Raw genomic sequence first — 24,003 nt, 5'->3', positions numbered from 1 at the left:
TTGAAGGCTGCCAATTGACGTATTGATATTAAATTACGCCGGATCGACCAGGTGTCAAAGGTCTTTCAAGATCTTCGAACCGAGCGCAATCCATTTGCGCTCAAGTCGCAAAGCGGAAATGCAGAACATCGCCGTCGACGACCACATAATCCTTGCCTTCCAGCCGGAACTTGCCGGCTTCCTTGGCGCCCGCCTCACCGTTGAGAGCGACATAGTCGGCATAGGCGATGGTTTCGGAACGGATGAAACCCTTCTCGAAATCGGAGTGGATCACGCCGGCGGCTTGCGGGGCGCGCATGCCCTTGGTGATGGTCCAGGCCCGTGCCTCCTTCGGCCCCACCGTGAAATAGGTGACGAGGTCGAGCAGTTCATAGCCGGTGCGGATGACGCGGTTGAGACCCGGTTCGCTCAAGCCGATGGCGTCGAGATAATCCTTCTGCTCCTCGGGCGGCAGGATGGCGATCTCACTCTCGATCTTGGCCGATACCACTACCGCCTTGGCGCCTTCCTCGGCAGCACGCTTCTTCACCTTTTCAGACAGGCCATTGCCCTTGTCGGCAGAGGCCTCCTCGACATTGCAGACATAGAGGACCGGCTTGGCGGTAAGAAGCTGCAGCATGTCGAAGGCCCGGCGTTCCTCCGGCTTGACGTCGACCAGGCGAGCCGGCTTGCCCTCACGCAGCAACACCAGCGCCCGGTTGATCAGGTCGAGGCTTTCCTTGGCCTCCTTGTCGCCGCTGCGCGCCTTCTTCTCCAGCGCCACCATGCGACGCTCCAGGCTGTCGAGGTCGGCGATCATCAGTTCGGTCTCGATGGTCTCGATATCGGCCACCGGATCGATCTTGCCTTCGACATGGGTGACGTCGCCGTCCTCGAAGCAGCGCACCACGTGGGCGATGGCATCGCATTCGCGGATATTGCCGAGGAATTGGTTGCCCAGCCCTTCACCCTTGGAGGCGCCGCGCACCAGGCCGGCAATGTCCACGAAGGTCAGCCGTGTCGGAATGATGGTACCGGACTTGGCAATGGCCGCGAGCTTCTCCAGGCGCTCGTCCGGCACCGCCACGTCACCGACATTGGGTTCGATGGTGCAGAAGGGATAGTTGGCCGCCTGTGCCGCCGCCGTCTGCGTCAGCGCATTGAACAGGGTCGACTTGCCGACATTGGGCAGGCCGACAATTCCGCATTTGAAACCCATGGTGATCGCTCGTTCATCTTGTAGCCGGCGCGCTTTTGCCGCCGACGAAATCCGTTAAGGCGCTGGGTAGATAGGAAGCAGCGCAACGTCAATGGCTCGGCCGAGCCGGACGGCTCGTCCAGCCGATTCTTCAAGCCCCTGCGAGCCAATGCAGACCGCGTTTGATCTGCAAGACTTCAAACACTTGCCGGCTTCATCTGCTTCACCCCTTCGTGGATGATGCAGATGAAGCCGGTTTGGTCGCACCGTGTCCCCTTGCCTCCATGAACAGGTGGACCTTGTTCTGGAAGCTCGCCTCCTCCCCGCTCGCCAGCAGCGGTGCCGCGTCTGCGCAGGCGGAGCACAGATCCTCGACCCAGGACCACTCCGCCTTGGCGAAGTCACTGAGCACGAAATGATGCACCAGCGCCTTGTCACCGGGATGACCGATGCCGAGCCGAGCGCGGCGATAGTCGTTGCCGCAATGGGCGGTGATCGATCTCAAGCCATTATGACCGGCATTGCCGCCGCCGACCTTCACGCGCAGCTTGGCGGGCGCCAGATCGAGTTCGTCGTGAAAGACGGTGAGATCGGTAAGACCGATCTTGAAGAAGCGCATGGCCTCGCCAACCGACTGCCCGCTTTCGTTCATATAAGTCTGGGGCTTGAGCAGCATGACACGCTCGCCGCCAATGCTGCCTTCGCTGATCTGGCCCTGGAAGCGAGCGCGCCAGGGCGCGAAACGGTGGCGCCGCGCCATCTCGTCGATGACGAGGAAACCGATATTGTGACGATTGCCGGCATATTTGGCGCCCGGATTACCGAGCCCGACAAAAAGACGCATGGTGGCCCCCACTAGAGCAAAGCGCGTTTAAGCGGATACGCTCTCTTGCTCTAGCTCCTTGTTTCCAAGCCAATCCAGCGGATTGGCTAGAGCGTCTTTGCGGTTCTGGGTGACTCCGTCGAATCGCCAAACGCTCTTGTGCGAATGGCCGGGACGAGCCCGGCCATCGCAGCAATATTCGAAGCCGGATTACTTCTTGGCGGCGTCGGCAGGCTCGGCAGCCACTTCGGCTTCGGGAGCAGCCTCTTCACCGGCCGGCGGCAGGATCGAAACCAGCGTCGCATCGTCCTGGCCGGCGTAGGAAACGCCTTCCGGCAGCTTGATCTGCGAGAGGTGGATCGAATCGTTGATGTCGAGAGCGGCAACGTCGACATCGATCGAATCGGGGATCTTGTCGGCCGGGGCCAGAACCGAGAGCGAATGCGTCACGATATTGACGGAACCGCCACGCTTCACACCCACCGAGGTGGCGGCGTTGACGGCATGGACGGGAACGTCGACGCGCAGACGCGAGCCGGCATCGATGCGCAGGAAGTCGACATGCTCGACGGTGTCCTTCACCGGGTCGAGAGCATAGTCGCGCGGAATAGCGCGGGTCTTGCTGCCATCCACCTCGATCTCGAACACGGTGGTGAGGAAGTGGCCGGCATAAACCAGCCGGTTGGTTTCCTTGGCATCGAGCGCGATGGAAACGGGGGGCTTGCCGGAGCCGTAGATCACGGCCGGCACCTTGCCTTCACGACGAACGGCACGCGCGGCCCCCTTGCCCACTTGCGTGCGAGCCGTGGCGGAAATCTGCTTCACGGACATTGTGTATTCCTAGGTTGTTCAAAGAAAAAGGCCGCTGGCGCGGCCGGTTCGGTCGTCCCGCATTGCCTCCAGGGGTGTCTGGTCGCGGAACGGCGTTCTCATAGACGTATCGGGGGCGAAATGCAAGAAGCGCGATATGCCTTGTGCCAGTTGTGCCTGGAGCGCGGACTTCCAGTCCGCTCTTGGAAACACGGCGTTCATGGAAAGAAGAGCGGATATCGCCCCATGACTTCATGGGGCTGTGATGTCCGCGCTCCAAGAGACGCCCCCCGTTCAATGCCCCTCGAAAGATACCAGTGTGTGGACCGGCACGCCGAGCGCCCGGATCTTGTCGGCCCCCTTCAGGTCCGGCAGGTCGATGATGAAGACCGCCGCCAGGACATCGGCACCGATTTCACGCAACAGCTTGACCGCCGCTTCCGCTGTACCGCCGGTGGCAATGAGATCGTCCACGACAAGGACCCGTTCGCCCGGCTTCACCGCATCCTTGTGGACCTCCATTTCGTCGAGGCCGTATTCCAGGGAATAGGCGATGCGCACGGTTTCGTGCGGCAGCTTGCCTTTCTTACGCACAGGCACGAAGCCGGACGAAAGCTGATGGGCCAGAGCCCCTCCCAGGATGAAGCCACGCGCCTCGATCCCGGCAACCTTGTCGATCTTGGCACCCGCCCAAGGCTGGACCAGTTCGTCGACCGCACGCCGGAAGGCCCAGGCGTCCCCCAGCAAGGTGGTGATATCGCGGAACGCCACTCCCGGCTTGGGATAGTCCGGAATGGTGCGGATCGCGTCCTTGAGGATGCGGGCCGTCGAGCCCGAGAGTTCTGTCTTGGCGGTCATAGTCTGCCTTCCGCGGATTCGATGCCGAAAAAGACCACGCCCTTGCCCAAGAGTCGAGGCCGGGCTGGCGCAGAAAGGCCCGCATTCCCCTTCACAGACGGCCGATTAAAATATGAAGGCCGGGGATCGTCGATCCCCGGCCTTCGTCAATCAAGTCTCGATCGAAGCCCTCAATGAGCGTCGGCCCAAATCTTCTTCTTGGTGTAATAGAGCAGGCCGGCCAGCACGATCAGGAAGATGATGACCACGAAACCGGTCTGCTTGCGCTTTTCAAGCGAGGGATCGGCGGCCCAGGCCAGGAAGGCCGCGACATCGTGGGTATACTGATCCACCGTCTGCGGCGTGCCGTCCGTATATTCAACCTGCCCATCGGCCAACGGCTTGGCCATGCCGATCGAAGCACCGAAGATCTTGTTGTAATGCCCGTTCGGCGGAACGGTGACACCCTCGGGTGGCTTCTCATCGTCCTTCAGATAGCCGTCGGTAATCAGGGCATGGATATAGTCCGGCCCCTGCTCCTGGTACTGGGTGAAGATGTCGAAGACGAAGCCGGGGAAGCCGGACTTCACGCCACGCGCCTTGGCGAGCAGCGACATGTCCGGCGGCACCGCGCCATTGTTGGCGACGGCGGCAGCCTGATCGTTCGGATAGACCAGCGGGAAATAATCCGCCGGACGGCCCTTGCGCTCGAGGACCTCGCCCTTGTCGTTGGGCGCGTCCATGACGGTGTATTCGGCAGCAAGCGCCTTCACCTGCCCCTCGGTGAAGCCGGGGCCGCCGGGATCGGACAGGGTGCGGAAGGCAACGCGATGCAGGCTGTGGCAGGCCGAGCAGACTTCGCGATAGACCTTGAAGCCACGCTGCAGCTGACCCTGATCATAGCGACCGAATGGACCCGCGAAGCTCCACTGCTGGCGGGTCGGCTGCTCGCCGCCCTCCGCCCAGGCGGGCTGGGACAGACCGGCAGCGCCGAACAGGGTGGCCAGGGCGACAGCCAGGCCGGCCACACGTGAAGGTTTGAACATCTCAATCATCTCGTTCGCCCCTCAGCCCTTGCTTTGCGATTCGGCGGTGTTTGCGGCCGGCAGGGGGATGCCGCCCGTTTTCGCCAGAATGGCATCGGCGATCGAAGCGGGAACCGGCTTGGTCTGCTCAAACAACCCCAGCAATGGCAGGGCGATGAGGAAGTAGGAGAAGTACAGCGCGGTCAGAATCTGGCCGATCAGTACCTTCGAGCCTTCCGGCGGCTGCGAGCCGATCCATCCGAGGCCGATGCAAATAGCCACGAAGATGAAGAACACCCAGCGAAACACCGGACGATAGACCGCCGAGCGCACCTTCGATGTGTCGAGCCAGGGCAGCAGCGCCAGCATGACGATCGCGGCGAACATCATGATGACGCCCAGCAGCTTGTCCGGGATGGAACGCAGGATCGCGTAGAAGGGCAGGAAGTACCATTCGGGCACGATATGCGCGGGCGTCTTGCCGGGATCGAAGGTGATGTAGTTCTCCGGATCACCCAGATAGTCCGGCATGTAGAACACGAAATACATGAAGAAGACGAGGAAGCAGGCGATGCCGAAGGCATCCTTCAGCGTCGCATACGGCGTGAAGGGTACCGAGTCCTTGTCTGACTTGATGTCGACGCCGGTCGGATTGTTCTGGCCGACCACATGCAGCGCCCAGATATGCAGCACGACGACGCCGGCGATCATGAACGGCAGCAGATAATGCAGCGAGAAGAAGCGATTCAGGGTCGGATTGCCCACCGAATACCCGCCCCACAGCCAGGTCACGATCGACTTGCCGAACACGGGAATGGCGGAGAACAGGTTGGTGATGACGGTAGCACCCCAGCCCGACATCTGGCCCCAGGGCAGCACATAGCCCATGAAGCCGGTCGCCATCATCAAGAGGAAGATGACGACACCGAGCAGCCACAGCACCTCGCGGGGGCCCTTATAGGAGCCATAATACATGCCGCGGGCAATGTGGAGATAGACGGCGATGAAGAACATCGAGGCGCCGTTGGCGTGCAGCTTCTGGATTAGCCAACCCCAGTTCACGTCGCGACGGATCAAGTCCACCGAGGTGAAGGCCAGGCTCGAATCGGAGACGTAGTGCATCGCCAGCACCACGCCCGTGAGGATCTGCGCACCCAGCATGAAGGAGAGGATGGCGCCGAAGGTCCACATATAATTGAGGTTACGCGGCGTGGGATAGGCGATGAACGAGGAGTGGACGAGCCCGCCGATCGGCAGGCGGCTCTCGAACCACCGTCCAAGGCCGGATTTCGGAGTCCAGGTCGAGGTTCCGCTCATGAATTGTGACCTTAAGCTTGTGCGTTCGATTCGGCGCCGATCATAATCTTGGTCGGGCTCTCGAAATTATAGGGCGGAACTTCCAGGTTGAGCGGAGCCGGACCCTGACGGATGCGTCCCGAGGTATCGTAGACCGAACCATGGCAGGGGCAGAACCAGCCATGATAGGCCCCCTCGTTGACCAACGGGATGCAGCCCAGATGCGTGCAGATTCCGACCACGACGAGCCATTGCGCCTGATCTTTCTTGACCCGGTCCGCATCGGCCTGAGGGTCCTTCAGATCCCCCAGCTTGACGTCCTCGGCCGCAGCAATTTCAGCCTTGGTGCGGTGACGAACGAAGATCGGCTTGCCGCGCCAGAAGATCTTCACCGACTGCCCCTCGGGAATCGGGGTCAGGTCAACCTCGACCGGCACGCCCGCCGCGATGGTTGCCTTGTCCGGATTCATCTGGCTGATGAAAGGCCAAGCTGCGCCAGCGACACCCACAGCACCGACCGCGCCGGTGGCAATGTAAATGAAATCGCGACGAGTGGGCTCTGCGGCGTGTTCGTTCGTGACTGACACGGATCGATCCTTCTCATACGTCGCATCCCGGCCACCGCCGGGATGATGGAGGAACCGGACGCATCAGTCCCGCACCATCCAACTCTGCCAAATCTCGGCCACCCCAGCCGCGCAAAACCGGATCGCGGCGAAACTGGGGCAAACCTTATCAAGGGGCTCATGCCACTCTGTTGCGAAGTTGTCTAGATCGTGCAGCCCGCAAATGGCGCTATGTCGCATGACATCAACGCCAATCATGCAGATTCTCCATGCCCGATACCGGGCAGGTGTCCTATGAAGGCACTCTTCGCTTTCCGCCACGAAAACCCGAATGCCCCTCACTCTCGCCCTCTTCCAGCCCGACATCCCCCAGAACGCCGGCACCATGCTGCGCCTATGCGCCTGCCTCGGGGTAAAGGCGGCCATCATCGAGCCGGCGGCCTTTCCCGTCTCGGACCGGGCCTTCCGCCGGGCCGGCATGGACTATCTCGACCGCCTCGCCATAGACCGCCACATTTCCTTTCCGGCCTTCGAGGCATGGCGAGCCGCGAACAAACAAAGGCTGGTGTTGCTGACGACCAGGGGCGCGGTGCCTCATACCAACCATGTCTTTCAACCGGACGACATCCTGATGGTCGGCAGGGAATCGGCCGGCGTGCCCGATATGGTTCATGCTGCAGCCGACGCGCGGGTGATCGTGCCGATGCGTCCGGGGTTGCGTTCGCTGAACGTGGCTGTCGCCGCCGCCATGGTGCTCGGCGAGGCCCTGCGCCAGACCGATGGCTTCCCTTCCCCGGCAGATTCTGCTTGATCGAACACCGGCCTTCCTCCGGCCGTCATTGATCCTGCGCAATTGCCTGCTGGTAGAAACGGACTATAGAGGCAGCATGACAAAGCCCGCTTCCGCCCCACTTTACGCCGAGATCGCCGCCCATCAGGCCGAGGCCCGTGTCTGGTTCGAATCGCTGCGCGATCAGATCTGCACCGCCTTCGAGGCCATCGAGGAAGCGTTGCCGCAGGCCCGAGCGCCGGCCGGCACCACAGCGGGACACTTCAAACGCACGCCCTGGCAACGCACCGACCACACGGGCCGCCCCGGCGGCGGCGGCGTGATGGCGATGATGCATGGCAGGGTGTTCGAGAAGGTGGGCGTGCATTGCTCGACCGTCCATGGCGAATTCTCGCCCGAATTCCGCACCGAGATCCCCGGTGCCGCCGAAGATCCGCGGTTTTGGGCCTCCGGCATCTCCCTGATCGCCCATCCCTGGAACCCCCACGTGCCGACGGTGCACATGAACACCCGCTTCGTGGTGACTACCAAGGCCTGGTTCGGCGGCGGCGCGGACCTGACGCCGATGCTCGACAGGCGCCGCACGCAGGAAGACCCGGACACCCAGGATTTCCACGCCGCCCTGCGCCGGGCTTGCGAGGCCCATCCCGTGGCGGACTATGCCCGATACAAGAAATGGTGCGACGACTATTTCTTCCTCAAGCATCGCAATGAGTCGCGCGGCATCGGCGGCATTTTCTATGATGGGCTGGCCAGCGGCGACTGGCAGGCCGATTTCGCCTTCACCCAGGCGGTGGGCACCGCCTTCGCCGCCATCTATCCGGAGATCGTCACGCGCAATTTCGACAAGCCCTGGACAGAGGCGGAACGCGACGAGCAACTGGTGCGCCGCGGGCGTTACGTCGAATTCAACCTGCTCTATGACCGCGGTACGCTGTTCGGCCTCAAGACCGGCGGCAATGTTTCCTCTATCCTGTCCTCGATGCCACCCACGGTGAAATGGCCTTGACCCGCTAAGCGGAATTTCCCGGAAAGGTCCGCAGCCTGCTTCTAAACCAAAGCGTTTTGCGATTTGACGGAATCGCCTCAAATCGCAAAGTCGCGTCGAAATGGTGAGTTAGAGCAAAGTGGGTTCGGAGAAACCGCACTTTGCTCTCGTGCAGCGCAGCCTGTTGCTGCCATCGACAAGATCGGGCCACAATGTCTCTGACAGATGCGCGTCGATCCCGGAGACCCTGCTGCATGCCCCGCCCGACGACCGCTCTGGAGGCTTTTGCCGCCGCCGTCTTTTTGACGATCTCGACCGGAACGGGCAACGCCCTGGCTCAGCCCTCGGGAGCTGCGGTCGCGAGCGCCTGCACGCTGCTGGCCGATGTGGCAACCGGCAAGCTGCTCACTCAGGAAGGCAGTTGCGACCAGCCGATTACGCCAGCCTCGACCTTCAAGATTGCCATCAGCCTGATGGGCTATGATTCGGGCCTGTTGAAGAACGAGCATGTGCCGGCCCTGCCCTTTCGCGAAGGCTATGCCGATTGGGTGCCGGAATGGCGTACCAGCACCGACCCCACGAGCTGGATGAAGAATTCGGTGGTCTGGTACTCGCAACAGGTCACGCGCAGCCTCGGCAAGCTGCGATTCAAGCGCTACGTCGCCGAATTCGATTATGGCAACCAGGACGTCGCGGGCGATCCGGGCAAGCAGAACGGCCTCACCCATGCCTGGTTGAGCTCGTCCCTGAAGATCACGCCGCTCCAGCAGCTCCGGTTCCTGGAGCGGATGGTGCGCCACCAACTGCCGGTCTCGAACCGAGCCTATGACATGACCACCCGCATCCTGGAACTGGCGCCACTGCCCAATGGCTGGGAAGTTCATGGCAAGACCGGTTCCGGCGCGCCCCGGCGCTCCGACGGCAAGCTCGACCTCGATCATGCCTATGGCTGGTTCGTCGGCTGGGCCAACAGGAACGGACGCAACGTAGCCTTCGTGCGCCAGGTGCAACTGGCCGGCAAAGGCGATATCCGAGCCGGCCTCCAGGCGCGCGATGCCTTCCTGGCGGAACTGCCTGCCCTGCTGGACCGGCTGTAACCGAGCCCACGCCGATCACGCCATGCCTCCATCACAGAAAATCCTCCCCGCCTAGATAATTTTGCAGGAATGAAGGGACGCGAACCCGCCCCTGTGGCGTCTGGTGGTTCTCGATCAAGGGCACCAGGATGCGCGGTGTCGCAATCGCGGTGTTGTTCAGCGTGTGGCAGAAGCGAACCCGTCCCTTCCGGTCGCGCCAGCGGATATTGGCACGCCGCGCCTGCCATTCATGCAGGCTGGAGCAGCTATGGGTTTCCCGGTAGCATGTGAGGCTCGGCACCCAGGTTTCGATGTCGTTCATTCGCACCTTGCCGGGGCCCATGTCTCCAGTGGAGCATTCGACGACCCGATAGGGCAGACCCAGATCCCGCAGGATGTTCTCGGCATTGGCGAGCAGCCGGGCGTGCCAATATGCGGTCTCCTCGGGATCGTCGCGGCAGATCACATATTGCTCCACCTTGTAGAACTGGTGGACCCTGAGCAGGCCGCGCACGTCGCGTCCTCCGCTGCCGGCTTCGCGGCGGAAGCAGGGAGAAAAACCCGCATAGAGCAGGGGTAAATCGCGCTCCTCGATGATCTCGCCGCCATGCAGGCCGGTCAGGGCGATCTCGGCCGTGCCGGCGAGATAGGCTCCGTCGCGCGGGAGTTCGAACGTATCCTCCCTGGCGAAGGGGAAATGGCCGGTATTGACGAAGGCGTCCCCACGAACCAAAGCCGGGACGGAGATGGGTTGGAACCCCTCTTGGGCGAGCCGGCGGGAGGTGTCGAACAGCAGAGCCTGCTCCAGCAGGGCAAGGCGCCCCTTCAGCACATAGCTTCGAGCCCCCGCAACCTTGGCGATCCGAGGCGGATCGATCCAGCCACGCCTGTCGGCAATGGCAACATGATCGAGCGGCGTGAAGGCAAAATCGGGCCGATCGCCAACGACACGCACCACCTGATTGCTCTTTTCATCCGGCCCTATCGGCGCCCCCTGCCACGGCAGGTTGGGAACCGTCAGCAAGAGCTCGCGCAGAGCCTGCTCCATCTCCGTCACACGGCCCTGGAGGGCGGAAAGCTCGCCGGCGATCGCCCGGGAATGTTCGGCACTGGCGGCACGCAAGGGCTCGGCAGCCGTGAGGAACTCGGCCGCGATCCGATTTCGTTCCGCCCGCAGGGTTTCAAGCCGTGTCTTGTCGCGACGCAGCGCAGCGTCGAGGGCCAGAATCTGATCCAGATCCACGGTCATGCCCTTGGCGTGGGCCGCCGCCGCGACGGCGGCGGCGTTGTTACGAATGAAAGCGATATCCAGCAATGTTGCCTCCTGATGCTGGCGGCGCGCAGCGGCAGGCGCAAACGAAAAGGCCCTGCCGGATGGCGGGGCCCTGGTTGAAACGCGATGGCGGAGAGAGTTCAGCGCATGCGACTGCAACCCGGCCCCGGGGGGTCGGACGAGATCAGCAGCGAGTTCGATCGATAGAACCTGAACATGATGTCACTCTGCCAGCGACGTCGACGAAAATCAATTGGCCCCTGCCGCGAAAGCCGCCCTTCTCAATCGGCGGTCGGCAAATGGCGCATGGTGACGAAGATCTGCCCGTCTGGCAGTTCTTCCCAGTATTCGATCTCGGTCATATAGGCTGCCTTGGGGTAGCGAGTAAACAGATCACGCGCCTTGGCGCGTGCTTCCTCGCGCGGCAAAGTAAAACTTTCGCGCCGGAACCCCAGCGACATCTGCGACCGTCGGTCTGCATGGCGCTTGGCCAGCGTCCCTGGCCGGATCTCGTCGCTACGCATTCTCGTATCCTCGGCCCATTCCGTTGAGGCAGGCCCGATCGGAAACCTGCATTTGCAATTTAGGGCCTCACGGCTCAAGAGTCGAATCGCAACGTCGCGTGCGGCAGGCGCTAAATCCTGCCCATCGAGCAGCATCAGCGCTTTGGAATCACCGGCCTTCCCGGGCCCAGAGCAGCGTGACGCCGCCGAGCAGCAAGGCGAGGCCCAGCAGCCCTGCGAAGAGTGGGATGGTGTCGATACCCTGCACCACCGATGCTTCGCTGCGCTTGAGGCCGATCCAGCCACTGCCACCGTAGGCGGAGCCGGCACCGACTGCGCGGACCGCCGGGATCGACAGGCCGGACGCGGTGGCGAGACGTTCCACGCTGCCGCCGGTCTCGCCAACCAGGCCCTTCAGCCTGTCAGGCGTGGAGAGCAGATCCTGGAATTCGCGTGGATTGGCGGGGCCGACATTGGTGATCGCCTGCAAGGCGCCGTCCTGGGCTCGCCACAGCCCCATCACGTCGGTGGAATAGACCGCGCTCCACAGGCCGGGCTTCTCCGCTTTGAGGGCGAGCCGGACCTTTTCGCCGTTCGGGCCAGTCAGTTCGACAGGCGCCGCCGTCTCCGCCATGGTCTGGCGCTCGATGGTGATATCGCGGCCAACAGCCCGTGCACGCAACGCTTCCTCGTCGAGATCCGGCTCCTTCAAGAGCCAGTGCGACAGGCGCCGCAGCAGATCGACATGGGGACCGCCGCCCTCATAGCCGCGCGCCCACAGCCAGGCATGGTCCGACAGCAGCAAGGCCACCCTCCCCTTGCCCTGATGAGCCAGCACGAGTAGCGGATCGCCCTGTGCGCCGGTCATCACAGCGCTGCCCTCGCGCAGCTTGGTCTCCACCGTGGTGAACCATTGGCCCCAGGCCGGCGGATTGGCATTGCCGCCCGGCAGGTCCCGCGTCACCGGATGGCGTTTGCCGAGCGGGCTGATCTCGGGCCGATAAGGCTGATAGAGCACATTGCCTGAAGGCGCGGCCGGCAGGATCTCTGCCAGGCCGGTGCCCCACAGACTGTTCTCTGAGGCGTAATCGGCGCCCGACGCGAGCAGAATGGCGCCGCCATTGCGCACGAATTCCGTCATGTTGTCGAAATAGGCGGCCGGCAGCAGGCCCTCCTGAGCATAACGGTCGAAGATGATCAGGTCGAAGCGGCTGATCTCCTCGTCGAACAGACGATGGGTCGGGAACTGGATCAGGGAGAGCTCGTTGATCGGGGTGCCATCACCCTTTTGCGGTGGCCGGAGAATGGTGAAGTGCACGAGTTCGACATTAGCGTCGGCCTTAAGCAGGTTGCGCCAGGTGCGCTCGCCTGCATTGGGTTCCCCCGACACCAGCAGGACGCGCATCTTCTCGCGGATGCCCTCGATCTGCAGCACGGCCCGGTTGTTCACGGGCGAGAGCTCGCCCGGCACGGTTTCGGCCTCGAGCTCGACCACGTTCACGCCGGCATGCTCGATCGGCACCTGCAGCGAGGACAATTCGCCGACCGGTACGGTGGTGCGCGCGATCTCCTCGCCATCACGGCGCAGGATCACTGCCGCCGTCGACGGCATGTTCGGGCCGCGATCGATGACCCGGAAGCGGATGGTGGTGGCCTGCTTCACCAGGCCGAAACGTGGCGCCTCGACCAGGGTGATCTGGCGGTCGCGTTCATCCTCGCGGCCCGTGATCAAGGCATGGAGCGGCGCCTTGAAGCCGAGGGCTGCCGCCCGTGCCGGCACGTCGTGGACCACGCCGTCCGTCAGCAGGATGGCGCCGCCGACCCGGTCGGGCGGCACGTCGGACAAGGCGGTGGCCAAGGGAGCGAAAAGCTGGGTGCCGTCAGCGCCGGAGTTGACGCCGCCGCCCGCTTCGACCACGCGCAGCTCGGTATTGCCCAACGCCTTGATCTGCCGGCTCAGCGCGTCGCGCGCCTCGTCCGTCTGCCGCGTCCTTTCGTCCAGCGACTGGGACGCGGAGCGGTCGACCACCAGCGCCACCACATTGGGCAGCACGGCGCGCTGCTCGCGCGTCAGAATGGGCCCGGTCAGAGCAAGGACGAACAGGCCCAGCACCAGCGTGCGCAGCCAGGCCCCGCGCAACCGCGCCAGCAGGCACAGCCCCGCGACGGCAGCAGCCAGCACGGCCAGTCCGATGACGACAGGCCAGGGCAGCAGAGGCAGGAATTGGAGGGAGAAATCGCTCATCAGCGTCCGAGCCTCTCCAGCAGATCCTGCACATGCACCTGATCCGCCTTGTAATTGCCGGTCAGCGCATACATCACCATGTTCACGCCGGCGCGATAGGCCAGCTCACGCTGGCGCTCCAGCCCGGTGGAAACAGGAAAGAGCGGGTTCATCTGGGCATCCACGGCCCAGGCCCCAGCCAGATCGTTGGAGGTGATGATCAGGGGCGATACGCCGTCTCCCCCCAGCACCGGCTTGTCGCTGTCCTCCGACGTCGGCGCGGTGGCCTGCACCCAGGTCTCGCCATTGTCATAGCGCCCGACGAATTTATCGAGCAGGTAGAAGGTCTTGGTCAGCACGTGCTTGGCCGGGATGGGCTCGAGTTCGGGAATGTCGAGCCCCGAGAGCAGGCGCTTGAGCGTTTCGCCGGCCGGCGTCGCTGCCCCGCCGGCATCCTGTTGTACCGCGTCGCGCGTATCGAAAATGACGGTGCCGCCCGATTTCATGAACGCGTCGATACGCGCCATCACCGCCGGCGGCGGAGGTTCCTTGCCCGGCACGATCGGCCAGTAGATCAGAGGATAGAAGGCAAGTTCGTCCTTGGCTGGATCGATACCATCGGGCGGCCCCGGCTCCAACGCCGTGCGCTCGGCGATATAGGCGGTCAGGCCCTTGAGGCCGGCGAGGCTGGTTTCATCCGTCTCCTTGTCGCCGGTCACGATATAGGCAAGGCGCGTCTTCAGTGCCGCGTCGAAGGGACGGCTCTGCGCCTGGGCGTCCGGCGGCGCGAGCAAGGTCAGAGCCAACACAACCAAAGCCGCCGAACCAGCGCCGGCGCGGGCAAGGCGCGTCCAGCCGCCCGCCATGAAGAAGACGATCAATGCATCGGCCAGCAGCAGCGCCAAGGCGACCAGCAGCAGGACGGGCCCAAGGGCGACCGGCTTGGCAACCGTATAATCGGCCAGGGAGGCATTCAGCGCCTTGTAGTCCAGGGGTTTCAACACGGCATTGGCTGCCAATGCATTGACGGCCACCAGACCATCGGGCGGCCCATAGAAACCGGGCGGATGATCGGGTCGGCCGATGCCGGGCTGGTCCACCCGCACGGGCTGGGCGGTCGCCGGCGGGACCTGGAAGGCCCCCAGCCCGTCGAGCGTCCGGCTCGGCGCCGCATAGACCGGTGCCGCAGCGCCCGCCGGCGTTGCGGATGCGCCCGCAACCGGCGCAGATTTGGCCAGCCCCACCACCTTGCGCAGCATCTCCACGAAGGTCCCCGACAAGACAAGATTGGACCAGGTAGTGTCCGCCGTCACGTGAAAGAGCACAACGACGCCATTGCCCCGTTTCTCGGCAGTGACCAACGGCGTGCCGTCGGCCAAGGCGGCCCAGGTCCGGCCGGGCAGATCGATATCGGGCTCGGCCAGCAATTGGCGCTTGACGCTGACGTCATCCGGCAAGGCCAGGCCGGCGAAGGGAGAGTTGGCGTCGAAACTGCCGAGCTTTTGCGGCTTCTCCCAGGAGAGCGTCCCGCCCAGCGTGCGCCCGCCCTGGCGCAACTTCACCGGCAGCAGCGTATTTTCGGCGGCGGCAAGACGCGAACCGGCGAAGCGTACCAGAACACCGCCATTCTCGATCCAGGCGGAAAGCTTGGCTTCCGCATCGCCGAGATTGCCGACATCGGCCAGCATCAACACCGGCAGCTTGTCGTCGAGAAAGCGGCCGATCGCCTCGGCCGGAGACGTTCCCTCGGCGGTCCTCACATCGGCATAGGGTTCGAGCGCTCGCGTGAGGTAGTAGTTCGCCGAGAGCAGGGGCTGGCTGACATCCTTGTCCTGCCCCGAGACGATGCCGACCATGCGGCGGCGCCAGGTGCGGTCGAGCAGTTGCGCCGCGCCGGCCGAGGCATCGCCGACGATTTCGAGCCGCGCCACATCGTTGCGGATGTCCACAGGCAAGTCGAGCTGGGCCGTCGTCTCGGCCGCGCCCGCCGGGAAGTTGAAATCGGCCTGGCCGACCGGCAGGTTCTTGAGGTCGAGTGCCCTGACCGTGCCGGACAAGGTGCGGTCGAGCTTGCTCATGCGCAGGACGCGCACCGAGATGCCGCTTGGCGAATTGGACGCGCCGGCGAGCGCCAGGGAGCTGCGGGCATCGTCACGATAGACCGTCACGCGCCCCTGCTTGCCGGCTTCCGACAGAGTGGCGAGAAAGACGTCGTCGCCGTCATCAGCCAGACCATCGGAGAACCAGACGATCTCGGTCTCTGGCGCGGCGCGCAGGAAGGAAGCGATGGCGGGCGCATAGGCACCGCGACTGGCCTGCCAGGGCTGGGGAGCCAGCGCCGCAAGGCGAGGACCGAGGCTCGCGGCGGGGCTGAGCGAGAGATCCGTGAGCGGTTCGGCCAGGGCCGCGATCGCCACCGGGCGGCGATCCTGATCGGCTGCTGCAAGCGTGGCCTGGATCACTTCCTGGCGCTTTGCCCAGGTCGCTGCGGAACCCCAGCCATTGTCGATAAGGAACAAGAGCGGCGCCGCACGCGTCGGCCCGGCCTGATTGAAAGGCCGAAGCGTCGGCACGGCCAGCATGGCAATTACCAAGGCGGCGAGCGCCAGACGCAGAGCCGTCAGCCACCAGGGGGAGCGTGCTGCCACGCGTCCGCGTGGCAACAGGCCGTAGAGCAGGCGCAACGGTGGAAAGTCGATGCGCTGCGGCCGCGGCGGCACCAGGCGCAGCAGAAGCCAGATCGCCGGCAGCAGGGCCAGCGCCGCCAGCATCCAGGGTGATGCGAGAGCCAGCGAACCTAGCATCGATCAAGCCTCTCGATCGCCACCATCACACACCCTCTCCCTGCTGCAGCAGCGGATGCAGGGCGAGCACGGCTTGGGAAGCCGGCTTGTCGGTGCGGTGCAGAGTCATGCTCCAGCCATAGCGGTGCGTGATCGCCCGCAGGGCATCGCGATGGGCCGAAAGCCGATCCTCATAGGCCTGGCGGATATCCTGCGCACGCGGGGCCTGGAACTTGGCTCCGGTTTCGGGATCGATGAGCTCGGTGCGGCCGGCGAAGGGGAAGGTCTCCTCGATGGGGTCGGCGATGACCAGGAGATGGCCGCGCGCACCGCGCGCCGCCAAGGCGGCGATGGTGCCGGCCGTCACCTCCGGCTCGTCGAGAAAATCGCCGATCAGGATGGCTTCGCTGCGGGGGCCGAGCGCGATACGCTCGGGCAGGCCGCTGCGCTCCGCCCTAGCGGGCAGAGCCGCCGTCATCAAGGCGAGGGCAAATTTTTCGATGATCGCCCGCTGCGAGGTCGGCCGGGCCAGGCCGATCAGGCCGACGCGCTCCCCCCCCTGCACCAAGAGGTCGGCAAAAGCCAGACACAGCACCAAGGCCCGTTCGAGCTTGGAGGTCTGCGCCAGGCTGGAAGCGAGATTCATCGAGATCGAACGATCGACCCACAGCCACAGGGTCTGGGCCGCGTCCCATTCATGTTCGCGCACATAGAGTTCGTCGCCGCGCGCCGAACGGCGCCAGTCGACATTGGCGGCGGCCTCTCCCGGAGCAAAGTGGCGGAACTGCCAGAAATTCTCGCCCTGCCCGGCACGGCGGCGGCCATGCAGGCCGTGCAGCGCCGTCGCCGCCACGCGGCGTGCCTCCAAGGCAAGTCTGGGCATGGCTTCGGCCAGATCGAGCGCAGCCTGCTGCAGGCCAGCGGATCTGACCGCCTTGTGCTCGTCGATCAGCCGCGTGGAAACCACCATCCGGCTCAGCCCAATTTGCGCGCGAGGCGCCCGATCACGCCCTCAATGCTTTCACCATCGGCCCGGGCAGCGAAGCTGAGGGCCATGCGGTGCTTGAGCACCGGTTCGGCGAGGGCAACCACATCGTCGATCGAGGGCGAGAACCGGCCCTGCACCAGAGCCCGCGCCCGCACCGCGAGCATCAGGGCCTGGCTGGCGCGCGGCCCCGGTCCCCAGGCGATCTTGCCGGCAAGGTCGGGGGTCTCGCCAGGACGGGCTGAGCGCACCAGCGTGAGGATCGCTTCCACCACCGATTCGCCAACCGGCAGCCGCCGGACCAGGCGTTGCGCGCTCAGAAGATCCTCGAAACTCATGGCAGGCCGCGCGGGGCTCTCCTCGACGCCAGTGGTGAAGAGCAGAATGCGCTTCTCATCCTCGCGATCGGGATAGGGCACGTCGATCTGCATCAGGAAACGGTCGAGCTGGGCTTCCGGCAGGGGATAGGTGCCTTCCTGCTCGAGCGGGTTCTGGGTTGCCAGGACATGGAAGGGCTTGGGCAGGTCATGGCGCTCGCCCGCCACGGTGATGTGATATTCCTGCATGGCCTGCAACAGGGCCGACTGCGTGCGCGGCGAGGCGCGGTTGATTTCGTCCGCCATCAGCAATTGCGCGAAAACCGGCCCGCGCACGAAACGGAAACTGCGCTTGCCGGTCTCGCTGGCATCGAGCACTTCGGTGCCGAGGATGTCGGAAGGCATCAGGTCAGGCGTGAATTGCACGCGCTTGGCATCGAGCCCGAGCACCACACCGAGCGTCTCGACCAGCTTGGTCTTGGCAAGGCCGGGCACGCCGACGAGCAGACCGTGGCCACCGGACAGCAAGGTGATCAGGGCGCCATCGACCACGGCCTCCTGGCCGAAGATCACGCCATGCACCGCTTCGCGGGCCTGCCTGATGAGATCAGCGGTGGTTTCCGCCGAACGGATGATGGCTTCGTCGAGATTGGTGGCAGTATCGGCCGTCATCATGCCTCGCAGGAAGGGCGCCGGGCGGCGGCGCTTAAGAATGGGAAGCTTGCACGATTCCCTTGTATCGCAGGATACTAGAGAGCAACTAAGGCAGGAGCGAGAGTTTCTCTGCCGTTTTCACGTCCGTTTTATCACCGAGTGATTTCGAATATGGCCCAGACCGATCTGGCCGGATTGACCAAAGCCATCAAGGAGGCCGGCAAGCAAGCTGGCGCCCGTCCCGTGCATCTGTGGAATCCTCCCTTCTGCGGGGATATCGACATGCGCATCGCAGCCGATGGCAGCTGGCACTACATGAAGAGCCCGATCGGACGGATCGAGCTCGTCAAGCTGTTTGCCTCGATCCTGCGCCGCGACGAGGATCGCTATGTCCTGGTGACGCCGGTGGAGCGCGTCGGCATCGTGGTTGATGACGTGCCCTTCGTCGCCGTGGAGATGCGCGTGGAAGAGGGTGCAAGCGGGCGAACTCTGGCCTTCCGCACCAATGTCGACGACTGGACCGAAGCCGGCCCGGATCATCCGATGCGGTTCGAGATCGGGGCTTCCGAAGGGCTCAAGCCCTATGTGCATGTGCGTGCCGGCCTTTGGGCCCGGGTCAACCGTGCTTTGTATTACGACCTTGCCGATCTCGGCGAAGTTCGCGAGATAGACGGTGTCGCCATGTTCGGCGTCACCTCAGGCGGCAGCTTCTTTGCCATGGCGCCCGCGGATGAAATCGGCGCCGAGGCATGATGTGTGAAGTCATGATGATGTGCCAAGCCCTGATGTGCCAAGCCCTGATGTGTCAGGTCCCGACATGCTGACCGCCCTTCCCCCGTCGACCCACCATCCCGAGCTCGAAGCCTTTCTCGAACGGGCCCGGCACCGGCTTGCCGCGGAGCCGCCAGTCGGGCTCCATCTCGACAGCGTGCCCGATCATGGCGATCACCGCTTCTCCCCCGGCCTGCTCGCCGAATTGCCCGCGACGCCCTCCAAGCCGGCCGCCGTGCTGATCGCGCTCATCGACCGGCCCGACGGGCCGACGGTGCTGCTCACCCACCGCTCGAGCGCGCTGCGCAACCATTCGGGCCAGATCGCCTTTCCCGGCGGTCGCATCGATCCCGACGACGGCAGCGTGCTCGCGGCCGCCTTGCGCGAGGCCGAGGAGGAGGTCGGCCTGTCTGCCAGCCTGATCAGGCCGATCGGCTATCTCGATCTCTATCTCACCGGCTCTGGCTATCGTATCGCGCCGGTGGTGGCTCTGGCCGATCCGGGCATGGTGCTGCGTCTCAATCCCGCCGAGGTCGACAGCGTGTTCGAATGCCCGCTGGCCTTCCTGATGAATCCGGTCAATCACATTGCCGAAAGCCGCGAATGGCGCGGCGCCATGCGCCAATATTATGCAATTCCCTGGCAGGACCACTATATCTGGGGTGTGACGGCGGGGATCATCCATACCCTCTACGAGCGGCTCTATGGCTGAGACGATGAAAGTCGCACGCTGATGTTCCGGCCTTTCCTGTTCGAGGCAGTACTGTTCATTCTGCCTTTCCTGATTTACGGGATCTGGCTGCTGCTGCGCGGCGAGCGGCCCGACGCCCCCGCACCGACGGGGATCCCGCTGCTGCGGCTGATCGCGCTTGGTGTGATGTGCATGGCGGCCGGCCTCGCTCTCTTTGCCCATTATGGCGGAGCTCCTGCCGGGAGTGCCTACGTCCCTGCGCATATGGAAAATGGCAAGCTGGTCGAGCCTGAGACGCGATAGCGCGCAAAGTGCGATTTCTCCGAATCGAGCCTTGCTCTAACCTATTGTTTTGACGCATTTTCTTAGTCGAAAGGCCTGTCAGCTTTTCCAGAAAATGCTTTTGGATGCATGATCGGATGGATGAGCGTTTTCCCTGGCTCGACCAGCCTCCCTTGTCGATGCTGCTTGCGGCTCTGAACCGCGACGGGGAAGAAGCACGGGTGGTGGGAGGAGCCGTGCGCAATGCCCTGCTGGGCGAGGCCGTCGCCGACTGGGACATCGCCACCACCGCCCTGCCCACCGAGACCCAGGCCCGGGCCAGGGCCCGGGGTTGGAAAGTCATACCAACAGGCATCGAGCACGGCACGGTGACCGTGGTCATCGACGGCCAACCCCTCGAAGTCACGACGCTGCGGGAGGACATCGAGACGGATGGTCGCCGCGCCATCGTGCATTTCGGCCGCGACTTTCGGGCCGACGCCTTCCGGCGCGACTTTACCATCAACGCCCTCTCGCTCTCCCCCGATGGCCGGTTGCATGACTATGCCAGTGGCCTCACCGACATTGCCGACCGGCGCGTGCGCTTTCTCGGCGATGCCGATCAGCGCATCGCCGAGGATTACCTAAGGATCCTGCGCCTGTTTCGCTTCCATGCCCGTTTCGGCACGGGACCGCTCGACGGGGCGAGTTTTGCGGCGGCGATACGCGGGCGCGCGGGCCTGCGCCAGCTCTCGGCCGAACGCATAAGGGCCGAACTCCTCAAATTACTCACAGCCCCCCAGGCGGCGGGGGTCCTCGCCGAGATCGACGATGCCGGCTTTCTCGGCATTCTGCTGGGGGGTGTGGCACGTGTCGAGGCGTTCCGGCGCATCGCAGGGCTGGAGGCCAGGGGCCTGGTGGAACCAGACGCTATCAGGCGGCTGGCCGCCCTCAGCCTGTTCACGCGCCTCGATGCCGAGCGTCTGGCGGCACGGCTGCGCCTTTCCAACGCCGAAGCCAAGCGCCTCGCGGCGATTGCCATGGTGCTGGAGCGCGTCAGGCGCGCTCCGACGCTTCCCATGGCCCGGGAGTGGCTCTATCGCCTGGGTCCCGAGCTTTATCGCGACGCCATGCTGGTCGCGGCCGCGCATCACGCCGACGAGGATTTTACCGAGGTTCTCATTTTGCCGGATCGCTGGGTCGTTCCCGATGCGCCCTTCAGCGGCAGGGATCTGGCGCGCCTCGGCATCGAGCCCGGCCCGCGCATCGGTCGCATTCTTGCCCGCGCAGAAAAAGCTTGGATCGACGGCGGCTTTGCCGAGGATGGCGCGCAGCGCCAAGCTATCCTGGAAGAAGCCGTGCGTAAGACCGCATAACCGGCTGCTCCGTGGGGATCAGGCGGCCGTGATCAGCAGCCGCGGGCAGCGCCCGTGACCCCCTCGAAGGCCCCCTCGACGAGCTCTTTCACCAGGAAACGCATCGGATCGACCGGTCCGGGCAGCAGTACTCTTCCCGGCGCGATGCGCTTGAAGCCGACACGGCTGTAATAGGGCTCGTCGCCCACCAGAATGACCAGCCGATGCCCGATCTTCGCGGCTTCGGTCAGGCTGGCCTGCATCAGCGTGAGACCGATGCCGAGCGAGCGGAACGCAGGCTCCACCGTCAAAGGTCCGAGCAGCAGGGCCGAGGTTTCGCCGACATGGATGGGCGTCAGCCGGATCGAACCCACGATCATCGAACCGATGCGTGCCACGAAGGACAATTTGGGATGGGGCGGCACTCCCTCGCGCAAGCGAAAGGCCGTGCGGGCGAAGCGTCCGGGACCAAAAGCCCGTTCGTGCAACTTGTCGATGACGGCGCCGTCGTCAGGCGTCTCCAGGGTGAGGTCGATGGCGATTTCAGGCATTTGCGATGGTTCCGACAGGCAGAGGCGCCCGCCGGCTCAACGGTTCAGGCGCGCGAAAGGGAGTGGAGCGAAACCACGGTTCGTCGTCGCAGCTGAAGGCTCTTCGTCATCATGGCCGGCGCGTACAACAAAAGCGGTCGCCTTACAACCGGATTTAGCGATCGAACGATATTTTGGCGCGCCGATCGTGCCATTTCGAGAATCGACCTGCTCCAGATGCGGCCGAAGTGGGTCACCGTGTCACCACAGGCCATCCGGCCGGCGCCGTCCCGCCACTTCATCGAGCCGGCGGCGGGTCGCCTTGGTGGTATCTTCCGGCAGGGCATTGAGGGCGAAGAAGCCTGCCTCGGCGATCTCGTGATCCGCCAGGCGGGGTTGCGCCTGGGCGTAGTGCCGGACCACGAAGAAGGCGACATGATCGCGACGGCTGACCTCCCGGTTCCAATAGAGGCCCTGCAGCTCAGGCGGCCCCTTGAGACGGATATGCCCCTCCTCCTCCAACTCCCGGGCCAAGGCTTCCAGCGCAGTTTCTCCGGTCTCGACGCCACCGCCCGGCAGATACCAGCCCGGCACATAGGTATGTCGCACCAGAAAGACCCTGTCCTCTCCGTCGAGCACGGCGGCACGCACCCCCAAAGTCATACCGCGCTGCATTCGAAAAAAGATCATGAAAAGCGGAGTCACCAGACGTCCGATCTTCTGTCGTAATGTAATTGAAGAAGAAATCATCCGTCGATGCTCAGTGATTGAAAGAGAACGGCTAAGGCTTGTTCGAGATAGCAGCGGCAAAAAACTTCCAGCACCCTGCCATCCCGCCCATGCATGGCTGTCCAGCGTGCCAAGCAGCCTTTATCGGATGGTAAAATACCTAATCTTACGTTATAGAAGCCGTGACCCTAATAGAGGAGACCCAGGGGCCTTCGCCCCGGTAGAGATCAATGTTGACCTATTTCCGGCTGCTTGCCAGCGCCGTTCGTATTCATGCCCAGACCCAGGCTACCCGCGACACTGTCGCATTGCTGACCTTCAGCAAAGCTTAACGATCGTCCCGCCGCACAACGGTGGTCGATGATCCCCGGCCGAAACGACGCCTGCCGTTCACGAGAACGCGCAGGCGTTTTGCGTTGACACAGACAGGTCCTATGGCCACGCTAGAGCAAAGCACGTTCACGACTGAACGCACTTTGCTCTAGCCTCTTGTTTCAACGCCTTTTTGCGGTCCTCGGTGGCTCCGTCGAATCGCAAAACGCCATAGCATCATCGGTTGTCGCTTCGTGATACCTGCCTCCCCGATTGTCTCCTGATGTTCAAGCTCGCGCATCTTTCAGACCCCCATATCGGGCCTTTGCCGCGAGCCAGGGCCAAGGAACTGGCGGGAAAGCGGGTTCTGGGCTGGATCAACTGGAATCGAGGGCGGCGCGACGTCCATCGCATGGATGTGCTGCAGCAGCTCCTCGCAGACCTGCATGCACAATCGCCTGACCACATCGCCCTGACTGGCGACGTGGTCAATCTCGCTCTGCCCGGCGAATACCCGGCGGCGCGCGCCTTTCTTGAAACGGTCGGCGCGCCGGACTTCGTCTCGCTGGTGCCCGGTAATCATGACGCCTACACCAAGGGCGGCGCCCTCCACTTGCTCTCGGCCTTCGATCCCTGGATGCGTGGCGACAACACCGGTGCCCATCCGCTCGACGAAGACGAACGCTTTCCCTATGTACGCATCCGCGGAAAGGTGGCTCTCGTCGGCCTGTCCAGCGCCATTCCGACAGCGCCTTTCATGGCGACCGGCAAGCTCGGCCCACGACAGATCGCCAAGCTCGGTCCCATTCTCGAACATCTGGAGCATGAGGGCTATTGCCGGGTGGTCATGCTGCACCACCCTGTGCGCCGCCAAGATGCCGGGCCGACCGCGATGCTGATCGATTGCGACCGGCTGAACGCCGTGCTGCGCCGGACGGGCGCGGAGCTCGTCCTGCACGGGCATATCCATACCGGACTGGTGCATCGTCTCAAGGGCCCGAAGGGAACGATCCCGGTGGTCTGCACGCCCTCGGCCTCGGCTGCGCCGGAGCGTGCCCGCTGGCCGGCCTCCTACAATCTCTTCTCGATCACCGGCAAGCAGAAGAACTGGAAAATCGGACTGACCGTCCGTGGCTTCGTAGCCGCCGGCCACCCGCCTGAAGAGCTGCGCTCGCAAGAGCTGGCCTGAAAAGCAGCGGAGACGCTAGGGGCGGACGAGGCCGCCCC

At 64.0% G+C, this 24,003-nt stretch carries 21 protein-coding genes and 1 pseudogene; 8 read left to right on the top strand and 14 right to left on the bottom strand.

Going from position 1 to position 24,003, the window contains the following annotated elements; translation table 11 throughout:
* Positions 1-100: 100 nt before the first annotated feature.
* The 6 genes and pseudogenes from ychF to petA all read right to left on the bottom strand — a co-directional run bounded on the left by ychF (position 101) and on the right by petA (position 6,555).
* A complete protein-coding gene (ychF, locus tag AB4037_RS02890) occupies positions 101-1,198 on the bottom strand; it encodes a redox-regulated ATPase YchF (RefSeq protein ID WP_441770462.1) in 1,098 nt (365 codons plus the stop codon).
* Between the two features lie 202 nt (positions 1,199-1,400).
* Positions 1,401-2,021, bottom strand: coding sequence for an aminoacyl-tRNA hydrolase (gene pth, locus AB4037_RS02885; RefSeq protein WP_441770461.1), 621 nt, complete (start codon positions 2,019-2,021; stop codon positions 1,401-1,403).
* 189 nt (positions 2,022-2,210) lie between these two features.
* Positions 2,211-2,831, bottom strand: coding sequence for a 50S ribosomal protein L25/general stress protein Ctc (locus AB4037_RS02880; protein WP_441770460.1), 621 nt, complete (start codon positions 2,829-2,831; stop codon positions 2,211-2,213).
* A 273-nt stretch (positions 2,832-3,104) separates the two neighbouring features.
* Entirely contained in the window at positions 3,105-3,668 is a 564-nt protein-coding gene (locus AB4037_RS02875; protein WP_434957518.1) for an adenine phosphoribosyltransferase, read from the bottom strand.
* Between the two features lie 170 nt (positions 3,669-3,838).
* A pseudogene (locus AB4037_RS02870) lies at positions 3,839-5,989 on the bottom strand (cytochrome c1).
* 11 nt (positions 5,990-6,000) lie between these two features.
* Complete coding sequence (petA, locus tag AB4037_RS02865) at positions 6,001-6,555, bottom strand: ubiquinol-cytochrome c reductase iron-sulfur subunit (protein ID WP_434957519.1); 555 nt, start codon at positions 6,553-6,555, stop codon at positions 6,001-6,003.
* Between the two features lie 310 nt (positions 6,556-6,865).
* On the opposite strand from petA, the gene AB4037_RS02860 reads away from it, so the two are divergent.
* From AB4037_RS02860 to blaOXA, 3 genes are all read left to right on the top strand, one after another.
* Positions 6,866-7,345, top strand: coding sequence for a tRNA (cytidine(34)-2'-O)-methyltransferase (locus AB4037_RS02860; RefSeq protein WP_441770459.1), 480 nt, complete (start codon positions 6,866-6,868; stop codon positions 7,343-7,345).
* Between the two features lie 76 nt (positions 7,346-7,421).
* The gene (hemF, locus tag AB4037_RS02855; protein ID WP_441770458.1) at positions 7,422-8,333 is read left to right on the top strand and encodes an oxygen-dependent coproporphyrinogen oxidase; all 912 of its coding nucleotides are present in this window, start codon (positions 7,422-7,424) and stop codon (positions 8,331-8,333) included.
* Positions 8,334-8,566: 233 nt separating this feature from the next.
* Positions 8,567-9,409 (top strand): class D beta-lactamase, encoded by an 843-nt coding sequence (gene blaOXA / locus AB4037_RS02850; protein WP_441770457.1) that lies wholly within the window; start codon positions 8,567-8,569, stop codon positions 9,407-9,409.
* 31 nt (positions 9,410-9,440) lie between these two features.
* Here the strand turns inward: blaOXA and serS are convergent, their stop codons facing one another.
* From serS to AB4037_RS02820, 6 genes are all read right to left on the bottom strand, one after another.
* Positions 9,441-10,703: a serine--tRNA ligase gene (serS, locus tag AB4037_RS02845; protein WP_441770456.1), complete on the bottom strand. Its 1,263-nt coding sequence runs from the start codon at positions 10,701-10,703 to the stop codon at positions 9,441-9,443.
* A 239-nt stretch (positions 10,704-10,942) separates the two neighbouring features.
* Complete coding sequence (locus AB4037_RS02840) at positions 10,943-11,185, bottom strand: hypothetical protein (protein ID WP_434957524.1); 243 nt, start codon at positions 11,183-11,185, stop codon at positions 10,943-10,945.
* A 148-nt stretch (positions 11,186-11,333) separates the two neighbouring features.
* Positions 11,334-13,409, bottom strand: coding sequence for a hypothetical protein (locus AB4037_RS02835; protein WP_434957525.1), 2,076 nt, complete (start codon positions 13,407-13,409; stop codon positions 11,334-11,336).
* A complete protein-coding gene (locus AB4037_RS02830) occupies positions 13,409-16,192 on the bottom strand; it encodes a DUF4159 domain-containing protein (RefSeq protein ID WP_434957526.1) in 2,784 nt (927 codons plus the stop codon). The genes AB4037_RS02835 and AB4037_RS02830 overlap by 1 nt, the downstream gene beginning before the upstream one ends.
* Before the next feature lie 25 nt (positions 16,193-16,217).
* Positions 16,218-17,138 (bottom strand): DUF58 domain-containing protein, encoded by a 921-nt coding sequence (locus tag AB4037_RS02825; protein WP_441770532.1) that lies wholly within the window; start codon positions 17,136-17,138, stop codon positions 16,218-16,220.
* Positions 17,139-17,146: 8 nt separating this feature from the next.
* Complete coding sequence (locus tag AB4037_RS02820) at positions 17,147-18,145, bottom strand: AAA family ATPase (RefSeq protein WP_441770455.1); 999 nt, start codon at positions 18,143-18,145, stop codon at positions 17,147-17,149.
* A gap of 153 nt (positions 18,146-18,298) precedes the next feature.
* Here AB4037_RS02820 and AB4037_RS02815 point away from each other — a divergent pair, with 153 nt between their 5' ends.
* The 4 genes from AB4037_RS02815 (at position 18,299) to AB4037_RS02800 (ending at position 21,226) form a co-directional block, all read left to right on the top strand.
* Positions 18,299-18,880 (top strand): DUF1285 domain-containing protein, encoded by a 582-nt coding sequence (locus AB4037_RS02815; RefSeq protein ID WP_441770454.1) that lies wholly within the window; start codon positions 18,299-18,301, stop codon positions 18,878-18,880.
* Positions 18,881-18,944: 64 nt separating this feature from the next.
* A complete protein-coding gene (locus AB4037_RS02810; RefSeq protein WP_434957529.1) occupies positions 18,945-19,610 on the top strand; it encodes a CoA pyrophosphatase in 666 nt (221 codons plus the stop codon).
* 21 nt (positions 19,611-19,631) lie between these two features.
* Positions 19,632-19,892, top strand: coding sequence for a DUF6111 family protein (locus AB4037_RS02805; RefSeq protein WP_434957530.1), 261 nt, complete (start codon positions 19,632-19,634; stop codon positions 19,890-19,892).
* 116 nt (positions 19,893-20,008) lie between these two features.
* Complete coding sequence (locus tag AB4037_RS02800; RefSeq protein WP_441770453.1) at positions 20,009-21,226, top strand: CCA tRNA nucleotidyltransferase; 1,218 nt, start codon at positions 20,009-20,011, stop codon at positions 21,224-21,226.
* A gap of 32 nt (positions 21,227-21,258) precedes the next feature.
* Here the strand turns inward: AB4037_RS02800 and AB4037_RS02795 are convergent, their stop codons facing one another.
* Complete coding sequence (locus tag AB4037_RS02795) at positions 21,259-21,756, bottom strand: GNAT family N-acetyltransferase (protein ID WP_441770452.1); 498 nt, start codon at positions 21,754-21,756, stop codon at positions 21,259-21,261.
* Positions 21,757-21,996: 240 nt separating this feature from the next.
* Positions 21,997-22,398, bottom strand: a complete 402-nt coding sequence (locus AB4037_RS02790; protein WP_441770451.1) for an NUDIX domain-containing protein — start codon at positions 22,396-22,398, stop codon at positions 21,997-21,999.
* Between the two features lie 661 nt (positions 22,399-23,059).
* Between AB4037_RS02790 and AB4037_RS02785 the strand changes: the two genes are divergently transcribed.
* Entirely contained in the window at positions 23,060-23,965 is a 906-nt protein-coding gene (locus AB4037_RS02785) for a metallophosphoesterase family protein (RefSeq protein WP_434957534.1), read from the top strand.
* Positions 23,966-24,003 lie beyond the last annotated feature (38 nt).

This window comes from Labrys sp. KB_33_2 (genome assembly GCF_052114505.1).
In the GTDB taxonomy this organism is placed as follows: Bacteria; Pseudomonadota; Alphaproteobacteria; order Rhizobiales; family Labraceae; genus Labrys.
Note: the sequence above shows the minus strand (reverse complement) of the source record. Positions and strands in the feature narration are given on the sequence as shown.